We start from the raw sequence: 23831 nt of genomic DNA on the forward strand, positions 1-23831 counted from the left end.
GTAGATCAAAACCCCTCCCTTAAAAGCTTTTTATACTCAACACCTCATTAATACATAAGGTGCGCGTGATGATAAAGCTTCCAAAATGGGATCCAACTCTTATAAATAAGTATAACGTGTCAGGGCCGCGCTATACCTCCTACCCTACCGCTTTATCTTTAAGCGAGGGGTATCAGCAACAAGACCTTGTTAGCGCTATAAAATCATCATCTAGTCGCTCACTTTCTTTGTATATTCATATCCCATTTTGCAGTGAGCTTTGCTATTACTGCGGATGTAACAAGGTGATCACACGCTATCAGTCTAAAGCCGATGTATATTTAGATTATTTAACAAAAGAAATAGCAGCGCATGCCCCTTTATTTAAACACTACACAGTGGAGCAATTGCATTTAGGGGGTGGTACGCCAACCTTTTTAACTGTAAAGCAAATGACGCGCTTAATTAACTTATTAGAGCAGCACTTTCACTTTACCCGCAACACTGAGCGAGGCATTGAAATAGACCCACGCTCCCTTGCTAAAGATATGCTTATACACTTACGGGTTTTAGGCTTTAACCGCGTATCCTTTGGTATTCAAGATTTTAACGATGAAGTACAACAAGCGGTTAACCGCACACAGCAAGTAGATACCGTTAAAACACTGATAACCCAAGCCCGCGAGCTTGGCTTTAAGTCTATAAATGCAGATATGATCTATGGCCTGCCTAAACAAACACCCCAAAGCTTTGAAAAAACAATAGCGCAATTAATTGCCTTAAGCCCAGACAGAGTCTCTGTATTTAATTACGCGCATTTACCAGAGCGCTTTGCAGCGCAACGTAAAATAAAAGAGGCTGACTTACCCAGTGCCCACGACAAGCTAACCATGTTTAAAAACACCTTGGCGCAAATGACCTTTGCAGGCTATCAGTTTATTGGTATGGATCATTTTGCAAAAGCCGACAACGAACTTGCAGTCGCGCAAAATAAAGGGCAGTTACATCGCAACTTTCAGGGCTATACCACCCACGGTAATTGCGACTTATTAGGTTTAGGGGTCTCGTCTATTTCGCAAATTGGCACAGACATTTTACAAAACCAAAAAGTGCTTAAGCATTATTATCACGAAATAGAAACGCAAGCCGGCAGTGCTATACATAAAGGAATGCATTTAACGCACGATGATGTAATACGCGCAGAGGCTATTAAATCACTTATTTGCCAGTTTGAATTAGACACACACGCATTTGCGAAAAAGCATTCTATACATTTTAATGAGTATTTTGCGGATGCGCTGTTGGCGCTAAAGCCTTTAATAGACGATGACATGGTGCATATAAACGATAAGGTAATACGCGTCACGCCTCGCGGAAATCTATTTATTCGTATTATATGTATGTGCTTTGATGCTCACTTACAAAAGCAAATAAGTAAAACCCGTTTCTCACGAGTGATTTAATTAGTGCTATTCCAATTCGCTTATCACGTTTGAGGTGGTAAAAACGTGTCGATAAGCAGGCATAAAAAAAGCAGACCTGAGTCTGCTTTTTGTATTTTCTAGAGGGTTTAATTAAACACGATGTTTTCGCTGCCCGGCGCAGCTTTAAACTCAACAATGATTTTGTCGCAATCGGCTTTAATCTCATCACTAAAGTTTTCTTCAGCTCGCCAACGTGCTGTATCTTGCTTAAAAATCTCTTTTTTAGAGTATTTTTTGCGTGCATCGTGGGTCGGCATTTCTTTCACAACGTTATACATTTTATAAATGCCTGGGTACGCTAGCGTTAAATCTCGCTCATCTTCAAAAGCGTACTGAGACATTAAAACCCAAATCCGTAAACAGCCTTCAGAGTACTCACATTGCTCTTCAGCCATTGCACGAGCAATTAGATGAATGCTATCTGCAAGTTTAGCGTTACGCTTTAAGCGCGACTGCTTAAGCTTTTGCTGTTGCTCTGCTTGCTTTTGCGCAATTAACTTTTTTTGCGCGTTAAGCTTATAGAGCAACTGACCTGCATAAAATGCTAAGCCAGCAATAATAACAGCACCTACAAACAAGGCTACAATCACTGCGGTACTCATTAAGCGCCCTTACTATTTGTCGTCATCATCATCTAGCCACTCATTGGCTAAATCATCTGAAAGGTACTTATCGAAATCTGAGTTACCGTCGCTTTCGAAGTTATCTTCAAAATCATCTTCAAACTCGTCTTCGTCTTCATCTTCGATACCTAGTAACTTACAAAGTACTTGGTGGCGAGCAATACGGCTATTAAAGTACTTCGCATCTTTACCTGTCAGCATTTCACCTTGCTCATGGCGCTCAACGAGCTTAAGTAAACGCTCATCGTTTTCAAGCGCTTCTAGCTCTTGCTCCGGCGTAAGCTCTGGCTCTGTAACCTTTTTAAGCTCAACTGTTGGCTTTAAGTTACGCTTCATTTCTACTTGCGGCTGTGGTGCACTAGCCACTAAAGGCACGGCTTTTTTACTGCCGACGCGCTTATCTTTTGGCGCTGAGTTTGCTTTTTTAGTATCGCTATCTAATAGCTCAGGTGCATTACGAGAACCAGGCTTAGCGCCCTTTGGCTTTTTAACTCGTTGCTCTTTTAACGCACGCATTTCTTTAAGCTTATCTTGGCTTAAACGAACAGGGCCGTTTGAAGGAATTTTGCGTGATTTTTTCTTTCTACTCATATCTTGATCATCTCACTTAAGAGGTTTTGAGCGAGGCACATAACATGAGCATCGCAGTGCTGGCCTAGCCAGAAGAATTCGATTTGCGCATTAAAGCTTGGGTTGCTCGTTGAATTAGCGCATTAGCTTATTGCTAAACGGTGGGTATTGTAACAGGACAAATAAAAAGGCGGTAGAGAAAACATCTCTACCGCCTACTAATCTGAGCGCCATTATCTGGACACTTCTCCCTTCGACTTTTTTTAGTCTTTATTATTTTTATTATTATCAGTCCGTATTGTTATTATTTTAACCTTCCTTGTTACATTCCATTTTGTTTTTATTATTAAACTTCCTTGAGATTTTATTATTTACGGTCATCCTGACGCTTTCTTGTTATTTCCTTTTGTAGCACCTTCAATGTGCTATTCAGTCGTGTCGCGCCATTTTCCTTTAGCATAATCCATGTTGTTATTGTTGTTTTGCGACAGTGGTTAATTTACCCGTTAATATTTTTGTTACAACTGGTTTATATAATTTTTCTTACATAGAGCACATATGAAAAACAAAAAACCCATAATAAACATACATTTAACTGCAAAAGTATTTTTAAAATAAGCTATTTCTTACAAAACAGCATGGCAAATGTCTCACAAACTAAAGGGTGATATCGTTAAAATGTGGACACAAAAAAAGCAGCGTAAGCTGCTTTTTAATCATATTACATAGTATTACACTAGCTAATACTAGATAAATACGACTTTAGTGTAAGCCACCTAAGTATTGAGATAGTACTTCAATATCTTTATCAGTTAGCTTTTTCGCTATATCTTGCATCATACCGTTATGGTCGTTTTTACGGGTTCCATCACGAAACTTCTCTAGCTGAGCTTTAATGTACTCTGGGTGCTGAAAAGAAATTTTAGGAAACTTAGCAAGAGACGAACCATTGCCTCGCGGACCATGACACGCCGCACAAGCCGGAATACCACGTTCAGCATCGCCTGCTTTGTAAAGCATTTGACCAACTTCAACCACGTCTTTAGGGGTGGCGCCTTCAGTCATGTTCAATGAAGAAAAATAAGCAGATAGGTCTTTCATGTCTTGTTCGCTAAGTGGCATAGCCATCGCGCTCATTACAGGATCCATACGGCCTTCTTTACCGCCTGAAGTCATACCTAATTTTAAATCCTTAAGTTGTTTAAGGATGTAATCTGGGTGCTGGCCTGCAAGTTTAGGGTAAATATTAACCGGTGCATTACCGTCTGGGCCGTGACAAGCCGCACACGTTGCTGATTTTTCTTTACCTGCGTTTACATCGCCATCAAATGCTGTTGCGTTGCTTGCTGACAACGCACCAAGCAATATTGTTAAAGATAGTGCTATTTTTTTCATGGTGAATTCTCTGTTTCCGACCCTGTATCATCTACAATATGGATGTTGTAATTCATGTATTCTACACGATAAAAAATTCTCTGGCACGTTTTCTACTCATATTAAGCTTATAATTTATAGGGTTTTGACCTAGATTAACCTTTAAGCAGCTTTAATAGTGCCATTTATAGAGTTTTTAGGTGTTTAAATACGCTTTTTAATACATCCTTTATAGTATAAAATACGCGCCCTGAGTGAATTTAGCTCAATAAGATTAACTTTTACGTTTTTAGGAGAGCCTGTGCTCAAATCTCGTATCAAATATAATACTGCGTCTTTTGTAACAAGCGCGCCAGACATCACTAAATTACCTGCTGATACGGGAATTGAAGTCGCGTTTGCAGGTCGCTCTAATGCAGGTAAATCAAGTGCTCTTAATGCACTGACAGATCAAAAACTTGCTCGTACCAGTAAAACGCCAGGTCGTACGCAGTTAATCAACACCTTTGAATTAGGTGAAGTAGACGATATGCGCTTAATCGACTTACCCGGTTATGGTTTTGCTAAAGTACCTATTGAAATGAAAAAGAAGTGGCAAAAGTCACTGGGTGAGTACCTACAAAAACGTCAAAGTTTAAAAGGTATTGTTATATTAATGGATATTCGCCACCCATTAAAAGATTTAGACAAAGATTTAATTAACTGGGCTATTGGCAGCGAAATCCCGGTATTGGCGCTTTTAACTAAAGCCGATAAGCTCAAGCAAGGTGCGCGTAAAGCACAAGTACTGCAAGTACGCCGCGAATTAAGTGAACTAGACGGTGACATCACTGTACACGCTTTTTCATCACTTAAGGGAACAGGTTTACCAGAAGTCGCTAAAAAGCTAGATGAGTGGTATTTAGGACCAATTGTGGCTGTAGCACCGCAAAGTGATGAAGACAGCTCAGACGCTTAAAAATAAGCACCTACGAAAGATAAAACTTTCCCCCTGCTGATTTTATAAAATAGCCGCGCTCATCAGCGTCGGCTATTTCAGCCCACTGATAAAACACACTTCGTGATACCCGCGCGCTACACCCATAAGGTAATTGCAAATAAGGCACCGCTGCATTTTTATAGTTTTTTATATAAAGAGGCTGCTCAGCACTGATTAACCATTGCCGTGCTAAATTATCTACACAACACATAACCTGCCCTTGCGCTGTGCTCTCAATATGCCAGCTTACGATAACGAAAGGCGCATCTTGCACCTCTATCGCTATTTTTTCGATGGGTGTTTTTAAATAAAACTGCTCACCTTCTTTGCATAAAACACTGGCAAACAGTTTTACCATCGCGGGGCGAGTAATTTCGCTGCCATCGTAAAACCACAGCCCTTGCTCGTTAATCATAATCGGCAGTTCACCACACTGGGTAGGCTGCCAACTATCAAACGGTTTGCTAGGCTCGCTTAATTGCTTACTAAGCGCCGTTAACGAGATCACTGTTTTTTAAGTGTTAGCGCAAAAGTAACTGGTACGGCTGTAGCAACTGCAGGTAAACCAGCTAATTGCTGTAGCTTTTTAACGCCTTCAGTCACACCAAAATCTTGGCTATTTACAATCACAGGCGTAAACGACGACACGCTTAAATCGCCATTTTCGGCACTGCTAACAAGTACATTTATTTTTAATGGCTTTTTATTACCATGAAAATCAAGCTGCGCATCAACCTCTTTTAATACATGCTGGCCCGGTTTTTTAATATTACTTAATTGCTTTTTTAAATCCGCGGTTAAAACTGCATGAGGAAATTTAGCCGCTTCAAATACAAATTGAGTTAAACGTTCATTGCGAATAGGGATCAGTGTTTCTGCAGAGGTTAAGTCTATATTTACACTAAAAGCACCACTGTCTGAAAGTGTTCCTTCTAGGTTAGTAAAATGATGTGCCTCAGCAATCGAGTCTTTTTTGATAGAAACAAAACTTAATTGGCTCTTGTCATTGACTAGCTGCCAATCTGCATGAGCGGCATTAGACAAAGCAACACTTGATAACGATAAACCGATAATGGCTAACGTTTTAAACATAACGCACTCCTAAAATAAAATGAGAATAATAGCGCTTTCGATACTATCACCTGAGATAGGGGCAAACCACCTCAAATTAAAGACAGCGCTAAATTACTTAGCCCGTACTGTTATTAAAAAATTAATAACAATATAGCAGCCTATAACTGATGCTTTTTAGGGGCGTAGCGCAACATCCACGCTAATCATTGCGTGAGATAGCTTTACTTGCCTACGTTTGCATTATAACTGCTTTATACATATACCCGTTTGAAGGCGCGCAAGGTATGGCACAAAAAATAATAAACATAAATGAGCATAAAGTGTGAATAGTAAAAAAGCGCTTAGAGGAGCCATTTAGCTTTAAAGGGCAATCTAATGAGGAAGAAAAAGCAGCCTGCTTAAAACAAGCAGGCCGATATAGCAAACTGGGGAGAAGCTATCAATTTGTTGCACCTTTTCAGATGCATCATCAACAGGATGTCCTACAGGATGAGGACGCGCGCACTTTAGCAAAAGCGCGCATAAAAATACAATGATATTCCGCCAAAATAGTTCGAATTGACGAACATATAACTATTTAATACAAATAGTTGCTTAAATTAACCTACTTTTAACTAAACTTTGTTTACGCGTAGAAATACGTATATCGATTCGCTTAATTGAGTGAGTTATTTAGAGGCAATAAAAAAGCGCCTTGCGGCGCTTTTAAATATAAGCATGTTTTAGGTTAGTGGGCTTGTTCCCAGTTTTCACCTTCGTCAGCTTCTACAATTAAAGGGACATCTAAGCTAGCCGCTTGCGACATTAGCTCACAAATCTGCTTTGTGTATGCTTGCGCACAATCGGTTTTAATCTCAAACACCAATTCATCGTGTACTTGCATTAGTAACTTAATGGTATTGGGAGCTTGTTGATTAACCCAGCTATGCACGCTCAGCATTGCTTTTTTAATAATATCAGCGGCTGTGCCTTGCATTGGTGCATTGATTGCTGCACGTTCGGCGCCTTTACGACGAGCTCCATTACGTGCATTAATTTCTGGTAAGTGTAATCGACGCCCAAAAATAGTTTCTACGTACCCGTTCTCGGCCGCTTTTTCGCGAGTTGTTTCCATGTACTCAAGTACCCCAGGGAAACGCTCAAAGTATTTATCTATGTAGTGCTGCGCTTCGTGGCGTGGTACATCAAGCTGACGCGCTAAACCAAAGGCTGACATGCCGTAAATTAACCCAAAGTTTACTGCTTTAGCTTTACGACGCATATCTGTGGTTACATCCTCTAGCTCAACCCCAAATACCTCAGCAGCGGTTGCACTGTGTACATCTAACCCATTAGCAAAGGCATTTAGTAGCCCTTTGTCTTGCGATAAATGCGCCATAATACGCAGCTCAATTTGACTGTAATCGGCAGCCACAATTTTATAGCCTTGTGCCGCTACAAATGCCTCACGTATACGGCGTCCTTCTTCAGAACGAATTGGGATATTTTGTAAGTTAGGATCGGTAGAACTCAAACGCCCGGTGGCCGTAACAGCTTGATGATAAGAAGTATGCACGCGCTGTGTTTTCTCATTAACCATCAGCGGTAATTTATCGGTATAGGTTGATTTAAGCTTAGATAAACCACGGTGCTCAATAATCACCTTAGGTAATGGGTAGTCATGGGCAAGTTCTTGTAGCACTTCTTCAGCCGTTGAAGGTGCACCTTTAGGTGTTTTTTTAATGACTGGCAGCTCAAGTTTTTCAAATAAAAGTACTTGCAGCTGCTTTGGCGAGCTTAGGTTAAATGGTTCGCCAGCTATCTCGAACGCTTCTTTTTCAAGTTCAAGTAAACGCTCGCCTAAACGCTGGCTGTGCGCCGCCAGCATGTTGCTATCAATTGCTACGCCGGTGCGTTCAATATCAGAAATAACATTCACTAATGGCATTTCTATTGTTTCAAATACTGACTTTAACTTCTCATCAGCTTCTAATTTTGGCCAAAGTACTTGGTGTAAACGCAGTGTAATATCGGCATCTTCTGCTGCGTAAGGCGCAGCTTGCTCAAGCTCAATTTGATTAAAGGTAAGCTGCTTTTTCCCTTTGCCGGCTATATCTTCAAAGCTAATGTTTTTATGGCCTAAGTATTTAAGCGCTAATGAATCCATGTCATGGCGAGTGCCCACGCTATTAAATACGTACGACTCAAGCATAGTATCAAACTTAATGCCATTGAGCTCATAGCCTGCATTAGCCAGTACGCTCTTGTCGTATTTTAGGTTTTGCCCTACTTTAGCTTTGTTAGCATCGGCGAGGATTGGCCCAAGCTTTTGCATTACATATTCAAGGCTTAATTGCTCTGGTGCACCCGGGTAGTCGTGTGCAATTGGTAAGTAAGCAGCTTCGCCTGCTTTTACAGCAAAGCTCATACCTACTAACTGCGCTTGCATGTAATCAAGGCTGGTTGTTTCGGTATCAAAGGCAAATAACTCAGCGCTATTTAGCTGCTCAATAAGCGTATCAAATTGTGATTCGGTTAAGATAGTTTCGTAATGTGCATCTTCTACTTTTGGCAGTTCATTTGCCTCAGTAGGGAGCGCTTTTTCTGCATCTTTTGGATTATCAAGCAGCTCAGCTAACCAGCGGCGGAACTCACACTCACCATACAGTGCAATAAGCTCATCTTTATTTGGCTCTTGTACTTTAAAGGTATCTAGGTCTGACTCTACCTCAACATCACATTTAATGGTGGCAAGCTCATAACTAAGTGGTAAATGATCAAGGGCGTTTGCAAGCTTCTCACCAATCTTGCCTTTAATATCGCCGGCATTATCAATTACACCTTGAAGCGATCCATATTTTTGTAGCCATTTAACAGCTGTTTTAGGTCCACAGCCTTCAACACCTGGGATGTTGTCAACCTTATCACCCATTAGCGCTAAATAGTCGATGATTAGCTCAGGACCCACACCAAATTTTTCAACAACGGTTTGAGGATCTGAAATGCTGTCGGTCATGGTATTGATTAGCGTAACATGCTCGTTAACTAGCTGAGCCATGTCTTTATCGCCGGTAGAAACCAATACATGGCGCTTTTGCTCAGTTGCTATTCGCGAAAACGTACCAATAACATCATCTGCTTCAACCCCTTCAATACTAATTAGCGGAAAGCCCATCGCTTTAATAATACTGTGCAGTGGCGCTATTTGCGTTCGTAAATCGTCAGGCATAGGCGGACGGTTAGCTTTATACTCGCTATACATATCGTTTCTGAACGTTTTGCCTTTGGCATCAAACACCACCACCATGTGGCTCGGATCATATTGTTTGATCAAACTTTTAAGCATGTTTACCACGCCATAAATAGCGCCAGTTGCTTCACCTTTAGAGTTGGTTAAATGCGGTGGAGAATGATAAGCACGAAATAAATATGAAGAGCCATCAACTAAAATTAGCGGGTTTTCGGGGATCTGAGCCATGGTGAATTTGGATCCTAAATACAAAAAAGTAATATTATTACAAGCATGCCATAAGGTTGTGAATAAAACGACAGTGAATTACGCTTAGTAGCCATAATTATTGCGGAGCAACCTGTGGATAACTTTGTAGATAACAGCCACGAGCTATTCCTCCAATGCATAATAAAATGCTTAGAAAAATAAATAACTGCTTGTTTTGTTTAAAAAAGATAATACGAGGTTCTTTTTTTATTATTTTAAAACCAATGTGGAAAAAGGTTTTCTAACTGATACATCCGCTGTTAGTCACTTTAGTTATTTGTATCCATTTAAATAACCGGAGGAGTATTCTAGCATAATGGATCAAAGATCATAGCGATCCTTTATAATTTTTTTTACGAGCGCACTGGCAAAAATGGCATAAACCGCAATACAACTTGCACTGCGAATACTTTTTAAACTAAAAAATTATTTTAGTGTGTGTTTTGGCCCGTGTTAAACTTCACCCAAACGACTTATTTAAAATACTTAAGGAGCACAAAAGCATGAAAAAGATAGCTGTAATATTAGCCGGCTGTGGTGTGTACGATGGCAGTGAAATAAACGAAGCAGTATTAACACTGCTACACATAGCTAAAAACGATGCTGCATATCAATGTTTTGCTCCTGATATAGAACAACTTCACACTATTAATCACCTCACCGGTGAAGAAATGCCAAGCAACCGTAATGTACTCACTGAGGCAGCACGCATTGCCCGTGGTGATATAAAATCATTAAGCGAATTAAAGGCATCTGAATTTGATGCGTTAATAGTACCAGGGGGATTTGGCGCCGCTAAAAACTTATGTGATTTTGCCGTTAAAGGCGCTGATGCGCAGATAAACGACCTAGTCTTAGAGGCCTGTAAACAATTTGCTAATGCACAAAAAGCCGCTGGCTACATGTGTATTGCGCCGGCTTTAATTCCGTTTATATATCCCAATGCTACTTTAACCATAGGTAATGATGAACAGACCGCAAGCGCTTTAACCCAGCTAGGCTCTACACACGCAGCCTGTGCGGTTGATGATATTGTGATTGATGAGGACAATAAACTCGTTACCACCCCTGCTTATATGCTGGCGCAGTCTATTTTAGATGCCGATGCGGGGATCGAAAAACTGGTTAAAAACGTACTAGCATTAGCTTAAATAGTGATTTACTAAGCCACCGATTATAAATGTTTGTTAACTGAAACATGCAATTTTATTGCGTTAACGCAAAAATTAGTCAGTTTTATTGATAAAAACACCAGTGGGCGTTTTATAAATTGTTACACAAAGGTATAATCGGTTTAATTTCCGTCATCTATAATCGTGATTGATCACGTTCAAATCGAAGTGAGCAAGGCAAAATGAAAAAACTATCAGCTGCAGCATTATTAGTGCTAGCAACCACCGCATACGCACAGCCATATGATAACTCTATGACTGAAGATGCGATTAAAAAACGTTTAGCACCAGTTGGCGCTGTTTATCTTGAAGGCGAGAAAGCTGCTGCAGCCGCAGCTCCTACTGGCCCTCGCTCTGGTGAGCAAGTGTACCAAGGCGCATGTTTTGCCTGTCACGGTACTGGCGCACTAGGTGCACCTAAATCAGCTGATGACTGGGCACCGCGTATCGCTAAAGGTAAAGATGTACTGCTTGATCACGCTATCAACGGTTTTAATGCGATGCCGCCAAAAGGAACATGTATGGATTGTTCTGATGATGAGATTAGCGCAGCTATTGATTTCATGACATCTAAATAATTTAATTAAGCCCCTGATAACTAGGGTGATTAATTTAAAAAGGCCTATTTTTATAATAGGCCTTTTTTTATTCCTAAAATAATCTTTTTAGTTGCTGTTTTAGGGCATTAGTTACTTGACGATCGCAACTAAAAGTGAAATTATACGTTTAATAAACATACAATAATAAAATAATATGATTCATGTCATCGGAAGATAAGCCCGCGGCACCGAGTAAACTAGCGCACCAAAATAAACGTCTTAAAGCGCTATTAGAAAAGTATAAGCAATCTCACCACTTACAAAATGCCCTGATCCAGCTATCAGAGCAAGCAAGCTCTGTTGCCGAATTAACCTTACTTTACCCCGCTATCCATGACATTTTACAAGCATACCTACCTAGTAAAAGCTTTTACGTGGTGCTTGCTAATCAATATACTCATGCCCTGGAGCTTTCTTATTTTTGCGATGAAAAAGATGGTATATCAGTCGCCCTCAATCAAGATAATAGTTTTGAAGAAGGCGCTACAGGCTACGTTTATAAGCTTGGCAAAACCACCTGCTTTACCAAACAAGAGATGCAAAGCGCTGCACAAAACGGCTTATTTAAAGCACTAGGCTCACCTGCTGAGTACTGGGTTGGTGTTCCTATTTATCAAGAGCAAAACATTATTGGCGTACTTGCTGCGCAAAGTTACGATAAACACCAAGATTACAGCAGCCAGCAAGTGCATTTACTCGAAGTAATGTCTTTATACTTAGCCACAGCCATAGAGCGAGTTAAAAAAAGAGAGCTGCTCGAATCTGAAGTAAAAATTCGTACCCGTGCGCTCACGCAAAGTAATGATGCGTTAAACCTAGAAATTGAACAACGAAAACGCGCACTACAACGCCAACAAATTTTGTTTAAAATATCGGAGCTGGCAACGCAAGCGCAAAACTTAGATGATGCCTATGTAAAAATTCATCAAATAATAAAAACCATTACATACGCAGAAAACTTATACATTGCACTTTATAACAAAGAGACTGGTTGGATTAGCTTCCCGTACTGTGTGGATGAATTTAAAGACAACACCGAGCCGAGGCCGTTTGCAAAAGGTTATAGCGAACTGGTTATTAGCAGCGAGCAGACCCAACTTATTCACCCTAGTAGAGCCAAAGAGCTATTAGAAAGTGGTGATGTACAACGAAATAAGCCAGTACCAGAGGAGCAAATGGCCACCAGCTGGCTAGGTGCGCCGCTTAAAACATCGCAAGGGGTTATTGGCTTAATTGCATGCCAAGCGTATAATAATAATCATATTTTTAGCAAAGACGACTGCGAGCTTATTACTTTTGTATCACACCAAATTGCCACGGTTTTACAAACAAAGTTAGCCACTCAAGCACTTAAATCTAGCCACCAAGAGTTAGAGTATCGAGTTAACGAAAAAACAAAAGCGCTGCAGCAAGCTAACCTACATTTACAAATGCAAATTGATGAGCGTAAAAAAGTAGAGCAACAGCTTTATCATGATGCGCATCACGACTCATTAACAGGCCTCCCTAATCGCAGCTTGTTTTTAACCCAGCTAGAAAAAACACTGCAGCATTACCATCGTTTTCCTGATCATCACTTTGCTGTGTTATTTATTGATTTAGATAAGTTTAAAGATATAAACGATCAACTAGGTCACCATGCCGGCGATCAATTTTTAATAAGTGTGGCTGATTTATTTTCACATTGTATTCGCGAACACGATTTACTCGCTCGCCTTGGTGGTGATGAATTTGTAATTTTGCTTACCCACTTAACAGAGCTACAACAAGCAGAAGATGTAGCTGATCGCATTATTAATATAATGAAAAAGCCATTTTGCAGTAAAGGTACCTGCATTCAAAGTGGTGCAAGTATTGGTATAACGTACTCAAATTCAAGTTATCAGCATACCGATGAAATTATTCGCGATGCCGATGCTGCTATGTATTACGCTAAAAATGCAGGGCGCGACCGCTATGAGCTGTTCCACCCGTTATTAACGCAAACACTAACAAGTGCAGAATCTCCAGCACAGCACCATCTTGATTCACTCCCGATGAGTTTTAGAAGTGCAGATATTATAAACCTTGATGAACAACAGCAATCAGAATCACTGTTTGAAGCCTTTGGTGAACACCCTGTATTAGGCTATACCAGTTTTGAAGTGCTGAAAAAGTTTGCAACCGATAAAGAGCAGCACCTCCAAGTTGAATTAGAACTATTGCAGCACGCCTACGCCCACGCCTTAGCGGCAAATGTAGCCATGGTATTATTGCCATGCTCAGGGCTACTTTTAGAAGCGCTTGAATTTAATTTATTTACTGAGGTATTAAGTAAGCTGCAAGGGCAAAGCCAACTGTGTTTATTGTTTGACGACCAAGAAATACGTTACGCCTGTGCAACTCAGCTAGAAAACCTTAAAAAGCTCTCGCAGCTTGGCTACAGCATTGGCTTAAATAACTTTGCAAAAGACCGCTGTGAGCTAAATGCACTGACCGACATTACCTTCGATTACGTACTACTTAGCTCAACCTTTAGTAAACGTGTACTGCAACAAGAAAGCTTTAACTTACAATTACAAGGTGTACTGGCAATCACTCAGCTAAAAGGCATAAAAGTCATTGCCAAAGGCCCTTCTATACTCAACTTTAGAGCCTTGCTAGATAAATACGGACTAAACTTATTTGTTGCTAAGCAGCAAGGCTTATCGGAGTCAGTAGCGGCTAATAACAACGCCGCGCAGTCTATTAACTAGGTTTTTTAAGCATTGCCCTTAAGTTAGCAACCCGTGCTTGGCCTTTTTCCATGCGCTCAGCTTGCGAGCTTGGGGCTTTTTTGTTTTCAAACGCTAGATCATCTTGTGGTAACTCTTGCACAAAGCGGCTTAGCTCTGTTTGTGAGGTTTCGCCAAACTGACGACGTATTTTTGCATACGTTAGTGTCAGCTCTTGCTGGGCCCGGGTGATCCCTACGTATGCTAAACGGCGCTCTTCATCTACGTTTTCTTCATCAATACTTACTTGGTGTGGCAATAACCCCTCTTCCATACCAACCATAAACACGTATGGGTATTCTAAGCCTTTAGATGCATGCAAAGTAAGTAACTGTACCGCATCAGACTCATCTTCTTCCTCGTTACGCTCTAGCATATCGCGAAGCGTTAATTTACTGACCACTTCAGGTAAGGTCATCGGTTCGTTATCGGCATCTCCGGTGAGCATATCGGTGATCCAACGATACAGCTCAGAGACGTTTTTCATGCGCATTTCTGCCGCTTTGGCACTTGGCGATGACTCATATAAATACGCTTCGTAGTTAATATTACGTACCAAGTCTTTTACCGCTTCGAGTGTATCGCTTCGCACTGCATTATCTGAAAGCTCAACAACCCAACGTGCAAACCCCGAAAGCGCATTTAAGCCACGCCCTTTAAGGCGGTAGCCTAGGTCGTTATCAAAACAGGTGGCAAATAAGCTTTGGTGTTTTTCGTTTGCAAGTGTGCCTAGCTTTTCAAGTGTAACGGTGCCTATTTCACGGCGCGGCGTATTAACTATGCGTAAAAAGGCGTTATCGTCGTCTTGGTTAACCAACAAGCGTAAATACGCCATAATATCTTTAATTTCTGAACGCGAAAAAAACGACATTCCGCCACTAATTTTATAGGGAATGCGGTTACTCATTAACGATTTTTCAAAACCGCGCGCCTGGTGATTACCGCGATACAAAATAGCGTAATCTTTATAGCTGGTGCGCTTCATAAATTTATGAGAAATTATTTCAGCAACAACTCGCTCGCACTCATGCTCTTCATCCCTACAGCCAATCACTTTAATCGGCTCACCGTAACCAAGCTCACTAAATAGCTTTTTTTCGATATCGTGCGGGTTATTGGCAATTAAAATATTTGCAGCTTTTAGAATGCGCTGGGCACTACGGTAGTTTTGCTCAAGCTTTATGAGCCTAAGGCCGGGGTAATCTTTACTTAACAGTACCAAGTTTTGGGGGCGGGCTCCGCGCCATGAATAAATAGATTGGTCATCATCCCCTACCACAGTAAAACGCGCTCGCTCGCCTACTAATAACTTAACAAGCTGGTACTGGCTGGTATTGGTATCTTGATATTCATCCACCAGCAAATACCTAAATCGTTGCTGCCAACGCTCTCGTGAGGTGGCATTACTACTCAGTAATAAGGTGGGGATCATTATTAAATCGTCAAAATCCAGTGCGTTATATGCTCGCAGCTGATTTTGATAACGCGCGTAAAGCTGCGCAAATAACGCCTTTTGCGCATCACGTGCTTCGCGTATGGCTTGCTCTGGCAAGATTAATTCGTTTTTCCAGCTGCCTATTTGCATTTTTAATAGATTAAGTAGGTCTTTGTCTTTTTTAAGCTCGTCTTCGGTTAAATCACCTAGCAGCTGGTTAGTATCTTGGTCATCAAACAGTGAAAAACCTTCTTTAAAGCCAAGCGTTTTGAGCTCTTTTTTAATTATTTCAAGCCCTAGGGTATGAAAAGTTGATACCCACAGCCCTTTCGCCTCTTGCTTATTAAGCGTTTGTAATACACGCTCGCGCATCTCTTTGGCCGCTTTATTCGTAAACGTTACCGCAGCAATATTACGTGCTTTGTACTCGCACTTTTGCACCAAATAAGCAATTTTGTTAGTGATTACGCGCGTTTTACCTGAGCCTGCACCCGCGAGTACTAAACACGGACCACTAATATATTTTACTGCTTCATCTTGTTTTGGATTGAGTTTCATAACGACCATGGAGTTTTAAAAGGCAGCTAATTTTACCGTAACCACAGATACAGGCATAGCCATTAGATTAATTAATTCCATTGTGGTGATCATGTATTAAATACCTTAGGTATAAGGTAATATTAGTCATTATCATTTTAGGGCAACAGCAAGGGACGATTATGATCAATCCAGCAAAACTTGAAGAAATTGCTAAGCAAATCACCAACAACATGCCGCAAGGTGTAAAAAACCTAGCAGATACACTGGAAGGTAAAACCAAACAAGTTTTACAAAATAAGCTGGCTGAAATGGACTTTGTTAGCCGCGAAGAATTTGATGTGCAAAGCCAAGTACTTATTCGTACTCGTGAAAAACTCACAGAGCTTGAAGCAAAAGTTGTGTTACTAGAGCAACAACTAAATGCTAAAAATAACGCCGAGTAGCACGTATTACGTCTGTATACTCAGCCACAAAAAAAGCAGCTAAGGCTGCTTTTTTGCTTTTAGTTTTAACATTTACCCACTATGTATTAAAAAGTGCATCTAAAACATAGTATTGCAGTGGTTGTTGCTGCGCCAAACTTACAGCGCACATTTTTAGCGCCACTTGCTTACCCGTAATGGGTTTATAACGTTTTAAAAAAGGAAGTTGAGTAATAACAGGTAACACAAATGCGCCTATTTGCTCAGCTATTCGTATATCGTTTCGCTCACCCATTAATAAAGACGGCTGGAATATACTTACTTTTGCAAAGCCCAGCGTTTTTATGTGCTGCTCAAGCTCGCCTTTCATTTTTAAGTAAGGGCTGATGCTGTGCGCATTAGCGCCGCTTGATGACACTAAGCAATAATGGCTCACTGCATTGTTTGCCGCCATTTGCGCCGCAATAAACTGATAATCAAAATCAACTTTACGCTGCGCCGCGGTTGAGCCAGCCTGCTTTTTAGTAGTGCCCAAACATGAAAAAAACACATCCCCTTTAAATAACGCGCAGTAGTTAGTTAAACAATCAAAATCAATAACCTGATTAGTGAGCTTAGTATGTTCAACGTCCAGCTTACGGCGAGTTATAGCAATCACATGGCCAAACGCAGGGTTTTGCAGTAAAAGCGTTAATAGCTCACTCCCCACAACCCCTGTTGCCCCTATGATTATTGCCGTTTTAGTCATTGTTTAAATTACTCGCAACCGGCTTTAGCGAGTACATGTGCAACGGCTTTTTTATACACATCGCCTTCTTCATCGGCGCAGGTTACAACCGATGATAAGTCGTGCAAGTGGCCGTTCTCTAATCCATATACCCAACCATGAATCGTGAGCTCTTGGCCTTTATCCCATGCATCTTGAACTATGTTTGTTCTACACACGTTGCGTACTTGCTCAATAACATTTAGCTCAATTAAGCGACTTAAACGCTGTTGCTCATCCATTGCATTAAGCTGCTCTAAGTGTTTTTCTTTTACATCGCCAACATGGCGTAACCAATTATCAATAAAACCAAATTTGGCGTTATTTAATACCGCTTGTACACCGCCACAGCCGTAGTGGCCAACCACCATAATATGTTTTACTTTAAGCACCTCTACCGCGTATTGCATTACCGATAAACAGTTATGGTCAGTATGTACCACCACATTAGCTACATTACGGTGTACAAATAATTCACCCGGCAGTAAATCAACAATTTGGTTGGCAGGAACACGCGAGTCTGAACAGCCAATCCACAAGTACTCTGGGTTTTGTTGCATTGATAATATTTTAAAAAACTCAGGGTTGGCTTCGGTTGTACGTGCAGCCCAACGTTTGTTGTTTTCGAATAAATTTTTTAGCTTTCTCATTGCATCTCTTATTTAGGACGGGATAGAAATTACACCCCAGAAAAGACAAATAATGAGCGCCTTTTTAGTTGGTGTTTGCAAGAATTAAAATATTGCGAGGAGTTAATTGTTTCTCACAAAAGGTGGTAACTGAAACGTGATAACCTTGCTGTTGCAAATATAAAGCACGATCGAGCACAAGCCAAACTTCTATTGCTCTTCTAAACACATGTCGAACCAGTTCGATTCGCTCTGTTACTTTTTTACGCGCCTTACCAATTAATAAAAACTTATCGTAATCAGTATCTTGAGGGATAATTATAGACTTTTTATCCCCCGCCCAAGCGCAAAACTGTGCAAACGTATCAGAAAACACGGCTTTGTTAACGGAAGGCACACTCACGTAATATTGTTCATGAGTGAGTGACTTTCGAAGTGCGTCAAATCCTAAACGCCATTCCACCTCAGTTTTTCGTATTTTAGCTACACGTGAAGGGGCTGTAACTGTTTCTTGCAGCGCCAGTTTTAGATCGCGGTGCGTTAAATTAAGCTTACTAGCAAGGGCAAGCTCACTCATTGCCTGATAACGACTATCGGTAAATAAGTGATAACAGCACGGCGAAAAACTAATACGTTTTACCCTAGCGGCGCTGGCCTGTTGCATAAATGTTTGGTGCAGTGCGCCACATGCATGCAGTGCCACCGCATGTGTGTCGGTATTAAAAAAATGGCGTGTTTCATCTTCAAGCACATTAGCTTGGCTAAATTTCATCGCTAAACCTTGCTTGCGTGCACTGTGCTCTCCTTGCTCGCAAAGATGCCCTTGTAGCTCAACACTGTGTACGCTTTGCGCGCCGTTATAAGCAAGCATTCGGCCTAAATGCCCTTTACCTGCGCACCATTCAAGTACAGGCTGTGTATTACTCGTTAATGCTGAAACAAAGTCTTGCAGTTGCTCAAACTTACGCCCTTTAATACCGTTACTTATCCAAAACGGGTATTCACCGCGTTGCTGCTGGCTTTTTGGTAAACTGCACAGCTCAGGTAGCTGCTCTACCCCGGCAATAAACGGGCTAAAAAATTGATAAAGCTGTTGTTGATCGTTATCAAGCCTTGCGACATCTTCATCTGATAAGTTATTTAACGCCGCTTGTAGATCAGGCCACGGTAATTCATCAAAATCAAATGCTGTACATTGCCAATATTCGCGGGTATTCATTAGCACTGCATCGAGTGCTGCAAACTGCTCAGCTAGGTTCATAACAACTTAAAATAGTAAAAAGACGTTTAATTATACCAGTTGCGCAGAGCAGCATTAAGCGGTTATTTTTTTCCAAGTATTAAACGCAAATAAAGGGGGATCGAAATAATACTCACAATAAAGGCGGCTATTAGCATCCACGACAGTTGTAATCGCTCTGGCTCTTGGTATTTATAAACAAACCCAGCTTTGTGCTCGTCAAATTGCGTTTGCTTAATGCCATAATAATCTGCAATTAAGCGCCACTTAGCCATCGACATATTCCCTAAATGGGTCGTAGGCGGCATTATGTAGTCTTTCAATACTTCGGCTTCATAAGCTAGCTGATGAAAACTTTTGTTTGGCGCATACACTTGCTGCGTAATTGCAATGGCTTCATCCATATTCATCATCGCATAGCGCCAACCCTTTAAGCTCGCCTGGTAAAACTTTTCGACCGTTTGCGGGTGCTTTTTAAGCATTGATTCGCTGGTAAATAACACATCACCATACACATCCATACCATAGCGCTGTGGGCATATAAGGCGGTGCGATACCCCTTGCTGAGTCATAAAGTAGGGCTGAGTGGTGACATACACTTGCATTGCATCAAGTTTGTTTTCTTGCCACGCTTGTAGCGCGGGCTCATCGCCTTCGTATACCTCTAAGGTAGCAATATCAATACCGCTGCGTTTTAGCATAACCAGCAGCTCGGTACTGTCTTTTTTACTCACTTCGGTAATACGTTTAGCGGTAAAATCGCGAGGGTGAAAAATATCAGAGCTGTCTTTTACCATCCAACAGTACGGGGAAAACTGTAAAATAGCCGCCATTGCTACAAACGGTTGGCCGTTTACTCTTTGTTGTAAAATACCCGAATGCGCTACGCCAAATTGGGCTTCTCCACTTGCTACAGGCGTGAAAGTGTCAGGCATTTTAGGATTGGCTTCGCGTATGGTTACATCAAGTCCGGCGTCTTTGTAATAGCCTTTTTGCTGAGCCATATAATAGCCGGCGAACTGAAACTGGTGGGTCCATTTTAGTTGTAAAGTGACTGATTCTTGAGCCATTAGTTGGCTGCAAAAAAGCAAAATTACAAATATTAATCCTTTAATAAGCAACTGGGTGTTCCAAATAGTAGTCATTTGCTGTAACTATATTTAAAACACACGATAAAGCAAGCATGCAAACGTGCATACTTGCTTATAAAAACCCTAAGCTGAGGCTAAATTGTCAACGTTTGGGCTTTGTGGCTGAGAGGTTAAAAACTGCGTAAAACACGGGTTATGTGTTTCATCTTGTACACTGTAACCTAAGCGGTTTAAGTGCTCGTTAAACATATCAAATTGGCTTGGCTCAATAGCAAAGCCCGCCAGTACATTTCCGATAGACCCCCCATGATTGCGATAATGAAATAAAGTAATATTCCAATTGCTACCTAGGGTATCTAAAAAGCGCGCAAGGGCTCCTGGGTATTCCGGAAATTCAAACCGTAATAACCTTTCGTGTAACTGCTCCGGTGCTTTACCCCCTACCATATAACGTACGTGTAATTTAGCGAGTTCGTTATCTGATAAATCGCAAAATTGGTAGTCGTTGTTAGTTAGGTCTTGTTTTAGCTCGTTGAGTTCTTGCTCACCCTGGCGCAGGGCAATACCTACAAATATTTGCGCTTCACCTGGGCCTGCATAACGGTAGTTAAACTCAGTAATAGCCCGGCCACCTAAAGAGGTGCAAAACTGCTTAAAGCTGCCTTTTTCTTCTTTAATGGTCACCGCAAGTAGCGCTTCGTTTTTTTCACCTAGCGCAGTACGCTCAGCCACATAACGTAAGCGATCAAAGTTTAAGTTAGCACCCGAAAGCACCGCTGCTAAATGCAGCCCTTTTAAGCCCGATTGCTGGCTCCACTTTTTAAGCCCTGCGGTTGCAAGTGCACCTGAGGGCTCTGAAATTGCGCGAGTAGAGACAAAAATATCTTGCATGGCGGCACAAATTTCATCGCCACTGACAGTTACAACTTCATCGCAAAATTTTTGCGCTAAGCGAAATGTTTCACTGCCAATAATTTTAACCGCTACGCCATCGGCAAAACTGCCAACACGGTCAAGTTCAACAGGCTCGCCCGCTTTAAGCGCAGCTTGTAAACATGCACTTTCGTCAGCTTCTACGCCAATGACTTTTATATCGGGGCGTAATGATTTGATATAAACCGCCATACCAGCAAGTAAGCCACCACCGCCAACAGGGATAAATACCGCATCAAGCTCGTTGAGTTGCTGCATAAGCTCGCGAGCCACTGTGCCTTGCCCCACTATTACGTCAGGGTCATCAAAAGGCGGTACAAATACGCCATTGCGTTGCTCTGTTAGTTCAAGTGCATGTGCTTTTGCAGCATCAAAATGATGGCCATGTAGAACCACTTCACCGCCCAGCGCACGTACCGCACTTACTTTTATTTCAGGCGTGGTAACTGGCATAACAATAGTGGCTTTATGGCCAAGATGTGAAGCACTAAGCGCCACACCTTGTGCATGGTTACCCGCAGATGCCGTAATAACAACAGACCCTTTTGGTAACTTGTTTAATTTATTATAAGCACCGCGTAACTTAAACGAATACACGGGCTGTTGATCTTCACGCTTTAACCAAACATGGTTGCCTAATTTATCACTGAGGTCGCGCATTTCGCTGACCTCAGTCACTTTAGCTAGCGGTTCCATATTGGCCTGAATAATAGCGCGAAAATAATCGAGCTCTTGAGAAACCATAATTAGCTAAGCTCCTCCAGTTTGGCTAAATCACGTACTGCGCCTTTATCGGCACTGGTTGCAAGTAATGCATACGCTTTTAATGCCGACGATACATAGCGGTCACGATCAAGCGGCTTATACGCTTGCTTACCACGCGCTAATTGCTTTTGTTTACGTGCTTCTAGCTCTTCATCACTTAATGCAAGGGTGATTTCACGTGTTGCAATATCAATGATAATTTTGTCACCATTTTCAACATACGCAATGGCACCGCCACTTGCCGCCTCTGGCGATACGTGGCCAATTGATAAACCAGAAGTGCCGCCCGAGAAACGACCATCGGTGATCAAGGCACATTTTTCAGCAAGGCCTTTTGATTTTAAGTAGCTCGTTGGGTAAAGCATTTCTTGCATACCTGGGCCGCCTTTAGGGCCTTCGTAGCGAATAACCACAACATCACCGGCTTTTACTTCGTCGTTTAAAATGCCTTCTACTGAATCATCTTGTGATTCGTACACCACGGCAGTGCCTTCAAAATGCAGCATTTCGTCAACTACACCTGCACTTTTAACAATACAGCCATCAACCGCTAAGTTACCTGAAAGCACAGCTAAGCCACCATCTTGTCTAAAGGCATGCTCAACACTACGGATACAACCATGCTCTCGGTCGTTATCGCCTTCATCCCAACGGCACTCTTGGCTCATTGCTTTTGTAGTACGAATACCTGCAGGGCCCGCACGGTAAAACTTTTGTGCTGCTTCGTTTGTAGGATCAGTCGCATCCCACTTTTTAACAAGCTCTCCCATCGTCATACCCGCTACGTGGTTTACCGATAAATCAACTAAACCCGCTTTACCTAGCTCACGTACAATTGCCATCATGCCACCAGCGCGATGCACATCTTCTATGTGGTACTCAGGTGTAGCTGGGGCCACCTTACATAAAAATGGGGTTTTACGAGAAAGCTCGTCAATGTGCGACATATCAAAATCTACACCGGCTTCTTGTGCTGCTGCTAATAAATGCAATACGGTATTAGATGAACCACCCATGGCAATATCAACCACCATAGAGTTCATAAAGGCTGTTTTATTTGCAATTGCACGCGGTAACACGTCGTGGTTGTCTTTTTGGTAGTACTCGCGGCACAAGTCAACAATGCGAGCGCCGGCTTCTACATACAGTTGCTTACGATCTTTATGAGTTGCAAGTGTTGTTCCGTTACCCGGTAGTGCAAGGCCAATAGCCTCTAATAAACAGTTCATTGAGTTGGCAGTAAACATACCCGAACACGAACCACAGGTAGGACACGCAGAGCGCTCTACTTGCTCTGAATCAGCATCACTTACTGTTTCATCAGCGCCTTTTACCATGGCATCAACTAAATCTAGTTTAATATCGATGTTAGCAAGTTTGGTTTTACCCGCTTCCATTGGCCCGCCCGATACAAAAATAACCGGTATATTTAAACGTAGCGCTGCAAGCATCATCCCTGGGGTGATTTTGTCACAGTTAGAAATACAGATCATCGCATCGGCGCAGTGGCCGTTAACCATGTACTCAACAGAGTCTGCAATTAAGTCGCGAGAAGGCAGTGAGTAAAGCATACCACCGTGGCCCATTGCGATGCCGTCATCAATTGCGATGGTGTTAAATTCTTTTGGAACGCCGCCCGCTTGCGTGATTGTTTCAGCCATTAGCTCACTAAGCTGATTAAGGTGTACATGCCCTGGTACAAATTGCGTAAACGAGTTAACTACAGCAATAATAGGTTTACCAAAGTCGGTGTCGGTCATGCCTGTTGCGCGCCATAATGCACGTGCGCCTGCGCGTTTACGTCCTTCAGTTGTTGTTGCACTTCTTAATTTAGCCATAGTTACCTCTGTTTTGCCGCTGTGTAAGCGGGCATTCCTCATTCTAAAAATTGTTGAGTTACTGATGGTTATATTCAGTAACGCGTA

Annotated in this window: 19 protein-coding genes; 6 read left to right on the top strand and 13 right to left on the bottom strand. The window is 41.7% G+C overall.

Features of this window, described 5'->3' with window-relative positions:
* Positions 1 to 68 precede the first annotated feature (68 nt).
* The gene (gene hemN / locus AN390_RS11545; RefSeq protein WP_055254662.1) at positions 69 to 1442 is read left to right on the top strand and encodes an oxygen-independent coproporphyrinogen III oxidase; all 1374 of its coding nucleotides are present in this window, start codon (positions 69 to 71) and stop codon (positions 1440 to 1442) included.
* A 107-nt stretch (positions 1443 to 1549) separates the two neighbouring features.
* Here hemN and AN390_RS11550 read toward each other — a convergent pair whose 3' ends face one another.
* The 3 genes from AN390_RS11550 to AN390_RS11560 all read right to left on the bottom strand — a co-directional run bounded on the left by AN390_RS11550 (position 1550) and on the right by AN390_RS11560 (position 4051).
* The gene (locus AN390_RS11550) at positions 1550 to 2065 is read right to left on the bottom strand and encodes a DUF2489 domain-containing protein (protein ID WP_004589313.1); all 516 of its coding nucleotides are present in this window, start codon (positions 2063 to 2065) and stop codon (positions 1550 to 1552) included.
* Positions 2066 to 2077: 12 nt separating this feature from the next.
* Positions 2078 to 2677, bottom strand: coding sequence for a Der GTPase-activating protein YihI (gene yihI, locus AN390_RS11555; protein WP_004589312.1), 600 nt, complete (start codon positions 2675 to 2677; stop codon positions 2078 to 2080).
* A gap of 741 nt (positions 2678 to 3418) precedes the next feature.
* Entirely contained in the window at positions 3419 to 4051 is a 633-nt protein-coding gene (locus tag AN390_RS11560; protein ID WP_004589311.1) for a cytochrome c, read from the bottom strand.
* Positions 4052 to 4331: 280 nt separating this feature from the next.
* On the opposite strand from AN390_RS11560, the gene yihA reads away from it, so the two are divergent.
* Positions 4332 to 4988 (top strand): ribosome biogenesis GTP-binding protein YihA/YsxC, encoded by a 657-nt coding sequence (yihA, locus tag AN390_RS11565; RefSeq protein WP_054982948.1) that lies wholly within the window; start codon positions 4332 to 4334, stop codon positions 4986 to 4988.
* A gap of 10 nt (positions 4989 to 4998) precedes the next feature.
* On the opposite strand, the gene AN390_RS11570 is transcribed toward yihA, so the two are convergent.
* The 3 genes from AN390_RS11570 to polA all read right to left on the bottom strand — a co-directional run bounded on the left by AN390_RS11570 (position 4999) and on the right by polA (position 9540).
* A complete protein-coding gene (locus AN390_RS11570; protein WP_055254664.1) occupies positions 4999 to 5517 on the bottom strand; it encodes a DUF1285 domain-containing protein in 519 nt (172 codons plus the stop codon).
* Positions 5514 to 6101, bottom strand: coding sequence for a YceI family protein (locus AN390_RS11575; protein ID WP_024032161.1), 588 nt, complete (start codon positions 6099 to 6101; stop codon positions 5514 to 5516). The genes AN390_RS11570 and AN390_RS11575 overlap by 4 nt, the downstream gene beginning before the upstream one ends.
* 709 nt (positions 6102 to 6810) lie before the next feature.
* Positions 6811 to 9540, bottom strand: a complete 2730-nt coding sequence (gene polA / locus AN390_RS11580) for a DNA polymerase I (protein ID WP_029773397.1) — start codon at positions 9538 to 9540, stop codon at positions 6811 to 6813.
* Positions 9541 to 10064: 524 nt separating this feature from the next.
* Between polA and elbB the strand changes: the two genes are divergently transcribed.
* The 3 genes from elbB to AN390_RS11595 all read left to right on the top strand — a co-directional run bounded on the left by elbB (position 10065) and on the right by AN390_RS11595 (position 14067).
* On the top strand, positions 10065 to 10712 hold the full coding sequence (gene elbB / locus AN390_RS11585) for an isoprenoid biosynthesis glyoxalase ElbB (RefSeq protein WP_055254667.1): 648 nt from the start codon (positions 10065 to 10067) through the stop codon (positions 10710 to 10712).
* Positions 10713 to 10915: 203 nt separating this feature from the next.
* The gene (locus AN390_RS11590; RefSeq protein ID WP_004589305.1) at positions 10916 to 11311 is read left to right on the top strand and encodes a cytochrome c5 family protein; all 396 of its coding nucleotides are present in this window, start codon (positions 10916 to 10918) and stop codon (positions 11309 to 11311) included.
* A 182-nt stretch (positions 11312 to 11493) separates the two neighbouring features.
* Entirely contained in the window at positions 11494 to 14067 is a 2574-nt protein-coding gene (locus AN390_RS11595) for a diguanylate cyclase domain-containing protein (protein ID WP_055254670.1), read from the top strand.
* On the opposite strand, the gene rep is transcribed toward AN390_RS11595, so the two are convergent.
* Positions 14060 to 16078, bottom strand: coding sequence for a DNA helicase Rep (gene rep, locus AN390_RS11600; RefSeq protein ID WP_004589303.1), 2019 nt, complete (start codon positions 16076 to 16078; stop codon positions 14060 to 14062). The two genes, AN390_RS11595 and rep, sit on opposite strands and share 8 nt — an antisense overlap.
* A gap of 161 nt (positions 16079 to 16239) precedes the next feature.
* Here rep and ubiK point away from each other — a divergent pair, with 161 nt between their 5' ends.
* Positions 16240 to 16503, top strand: a complete 264-nt coding sequence (ubiK, locus tag AN390_RS11605) for a ubiquinone biosynthesis accessory factor UbiK (RefSeq protein WP_004589302.1) — start codon at positions 16240 to 16242, stop codon at positions 16501 to 16503.
* A gap of 79 nt (positions 16504 to 16582) precedes the next feature.
* Here the strand turns inward: ubiK and AN390_RS11610 are convergent, their stop codons facing one another.
* The 6 genes from AN390_RS11610 to ilvD all read right to left on the bottom strand — a co-directional run bounded on the left by AN390_RS11610 (position 16583) and on the right by ilvD (position 23744).
* The gene (locus AN390_RS11610) at positions 16583 to 17230 is read right to left on the bottom strand and encodes an NAD(P)H-binding protein (RefSeq protein WP_055254672.1); all 648 of its coding nucleotides are present in this window, start codon (positions 17228 to 17230) and stop codon (positions 16583 to 16585) included.
* A gap of 8 nt (positions 17231 to 17238) precedes the next feature.
* Positions 17239 to 17898: a carbonate dehydratase gene (gene can, locus AN390_RS11615; RefSeq protein WP_024032154.1), complete on the bottom strand. Its 660-nt coding sequence runs from the start codon at positions 17896 to 17898 to the stop codon at positions 17239 to 17241.
* Positions 17899 to 17962: 64 nt separating this feature from the next.
* Positions 17963 to 19138 carry a methyltransferase gene (locus AN390_RS11620; protein WP_055254674.1) on the bottom strand — a complete coding sequence of 392 codons (1176 nt, stop codon included), beginning with the start codon at positions 19136 to 19138 and terminating at the stop codon, positions 17963 to 17965.
* A gap of 62 nt (positions 19139 to 19200) precedes the next feature.
* On the bottom strand, positions 19201 to 20187 hold the full coding sequence (locus tag AN390_RS11625) for an ABC transporter substrate-binding protein (RefSeq protein WP_039972499.1): 987 nt from the start codon (positions 20185 to 20187) through the stop codon (positions 19201 to 19203).
* 144 nt (positions 20188 to 20331) lie between these two features.
* The gene (ilvA, locus tag AN390_RS11630; protein ID WP_004589297.1) at positions 20332 to 21885 is read right to left on the bottom strand and encodes a threonine ammonia-lyase, biosynthetic; all 1554 of its coding nucleotides are present in this window, start codon (positions 21883 to 21885) and stop codon (positions 20332 to 20334) included.
* A 2-nt stretch (positions 21886 to 21887) separates the two neighbouring features.
* Positions 21888 to 23744, bottom strand: coding sequence for a dihydroxy-acid dehydratase (gene ilvD / locus AN390_RS11635; protein WP_024032149.1), 1857 nt, complete (start codon positions 23742 to 23744; stop codon positions 21888 to 21890).
* Between the last annotated feature and the right edge of the window lie 87 nt (positions 23745 to 23831).

This window comes from Pseudoalteromonas sp. P1-11 (genome assembly GCF_001399995.1).
GTDB lineage: Bacteria > Pseudomonadota > Gammaproteobacteria > Enterobacterales > Alteromonadaceae > Pseudoalteromonas > Pseudoalteromonas atlantica.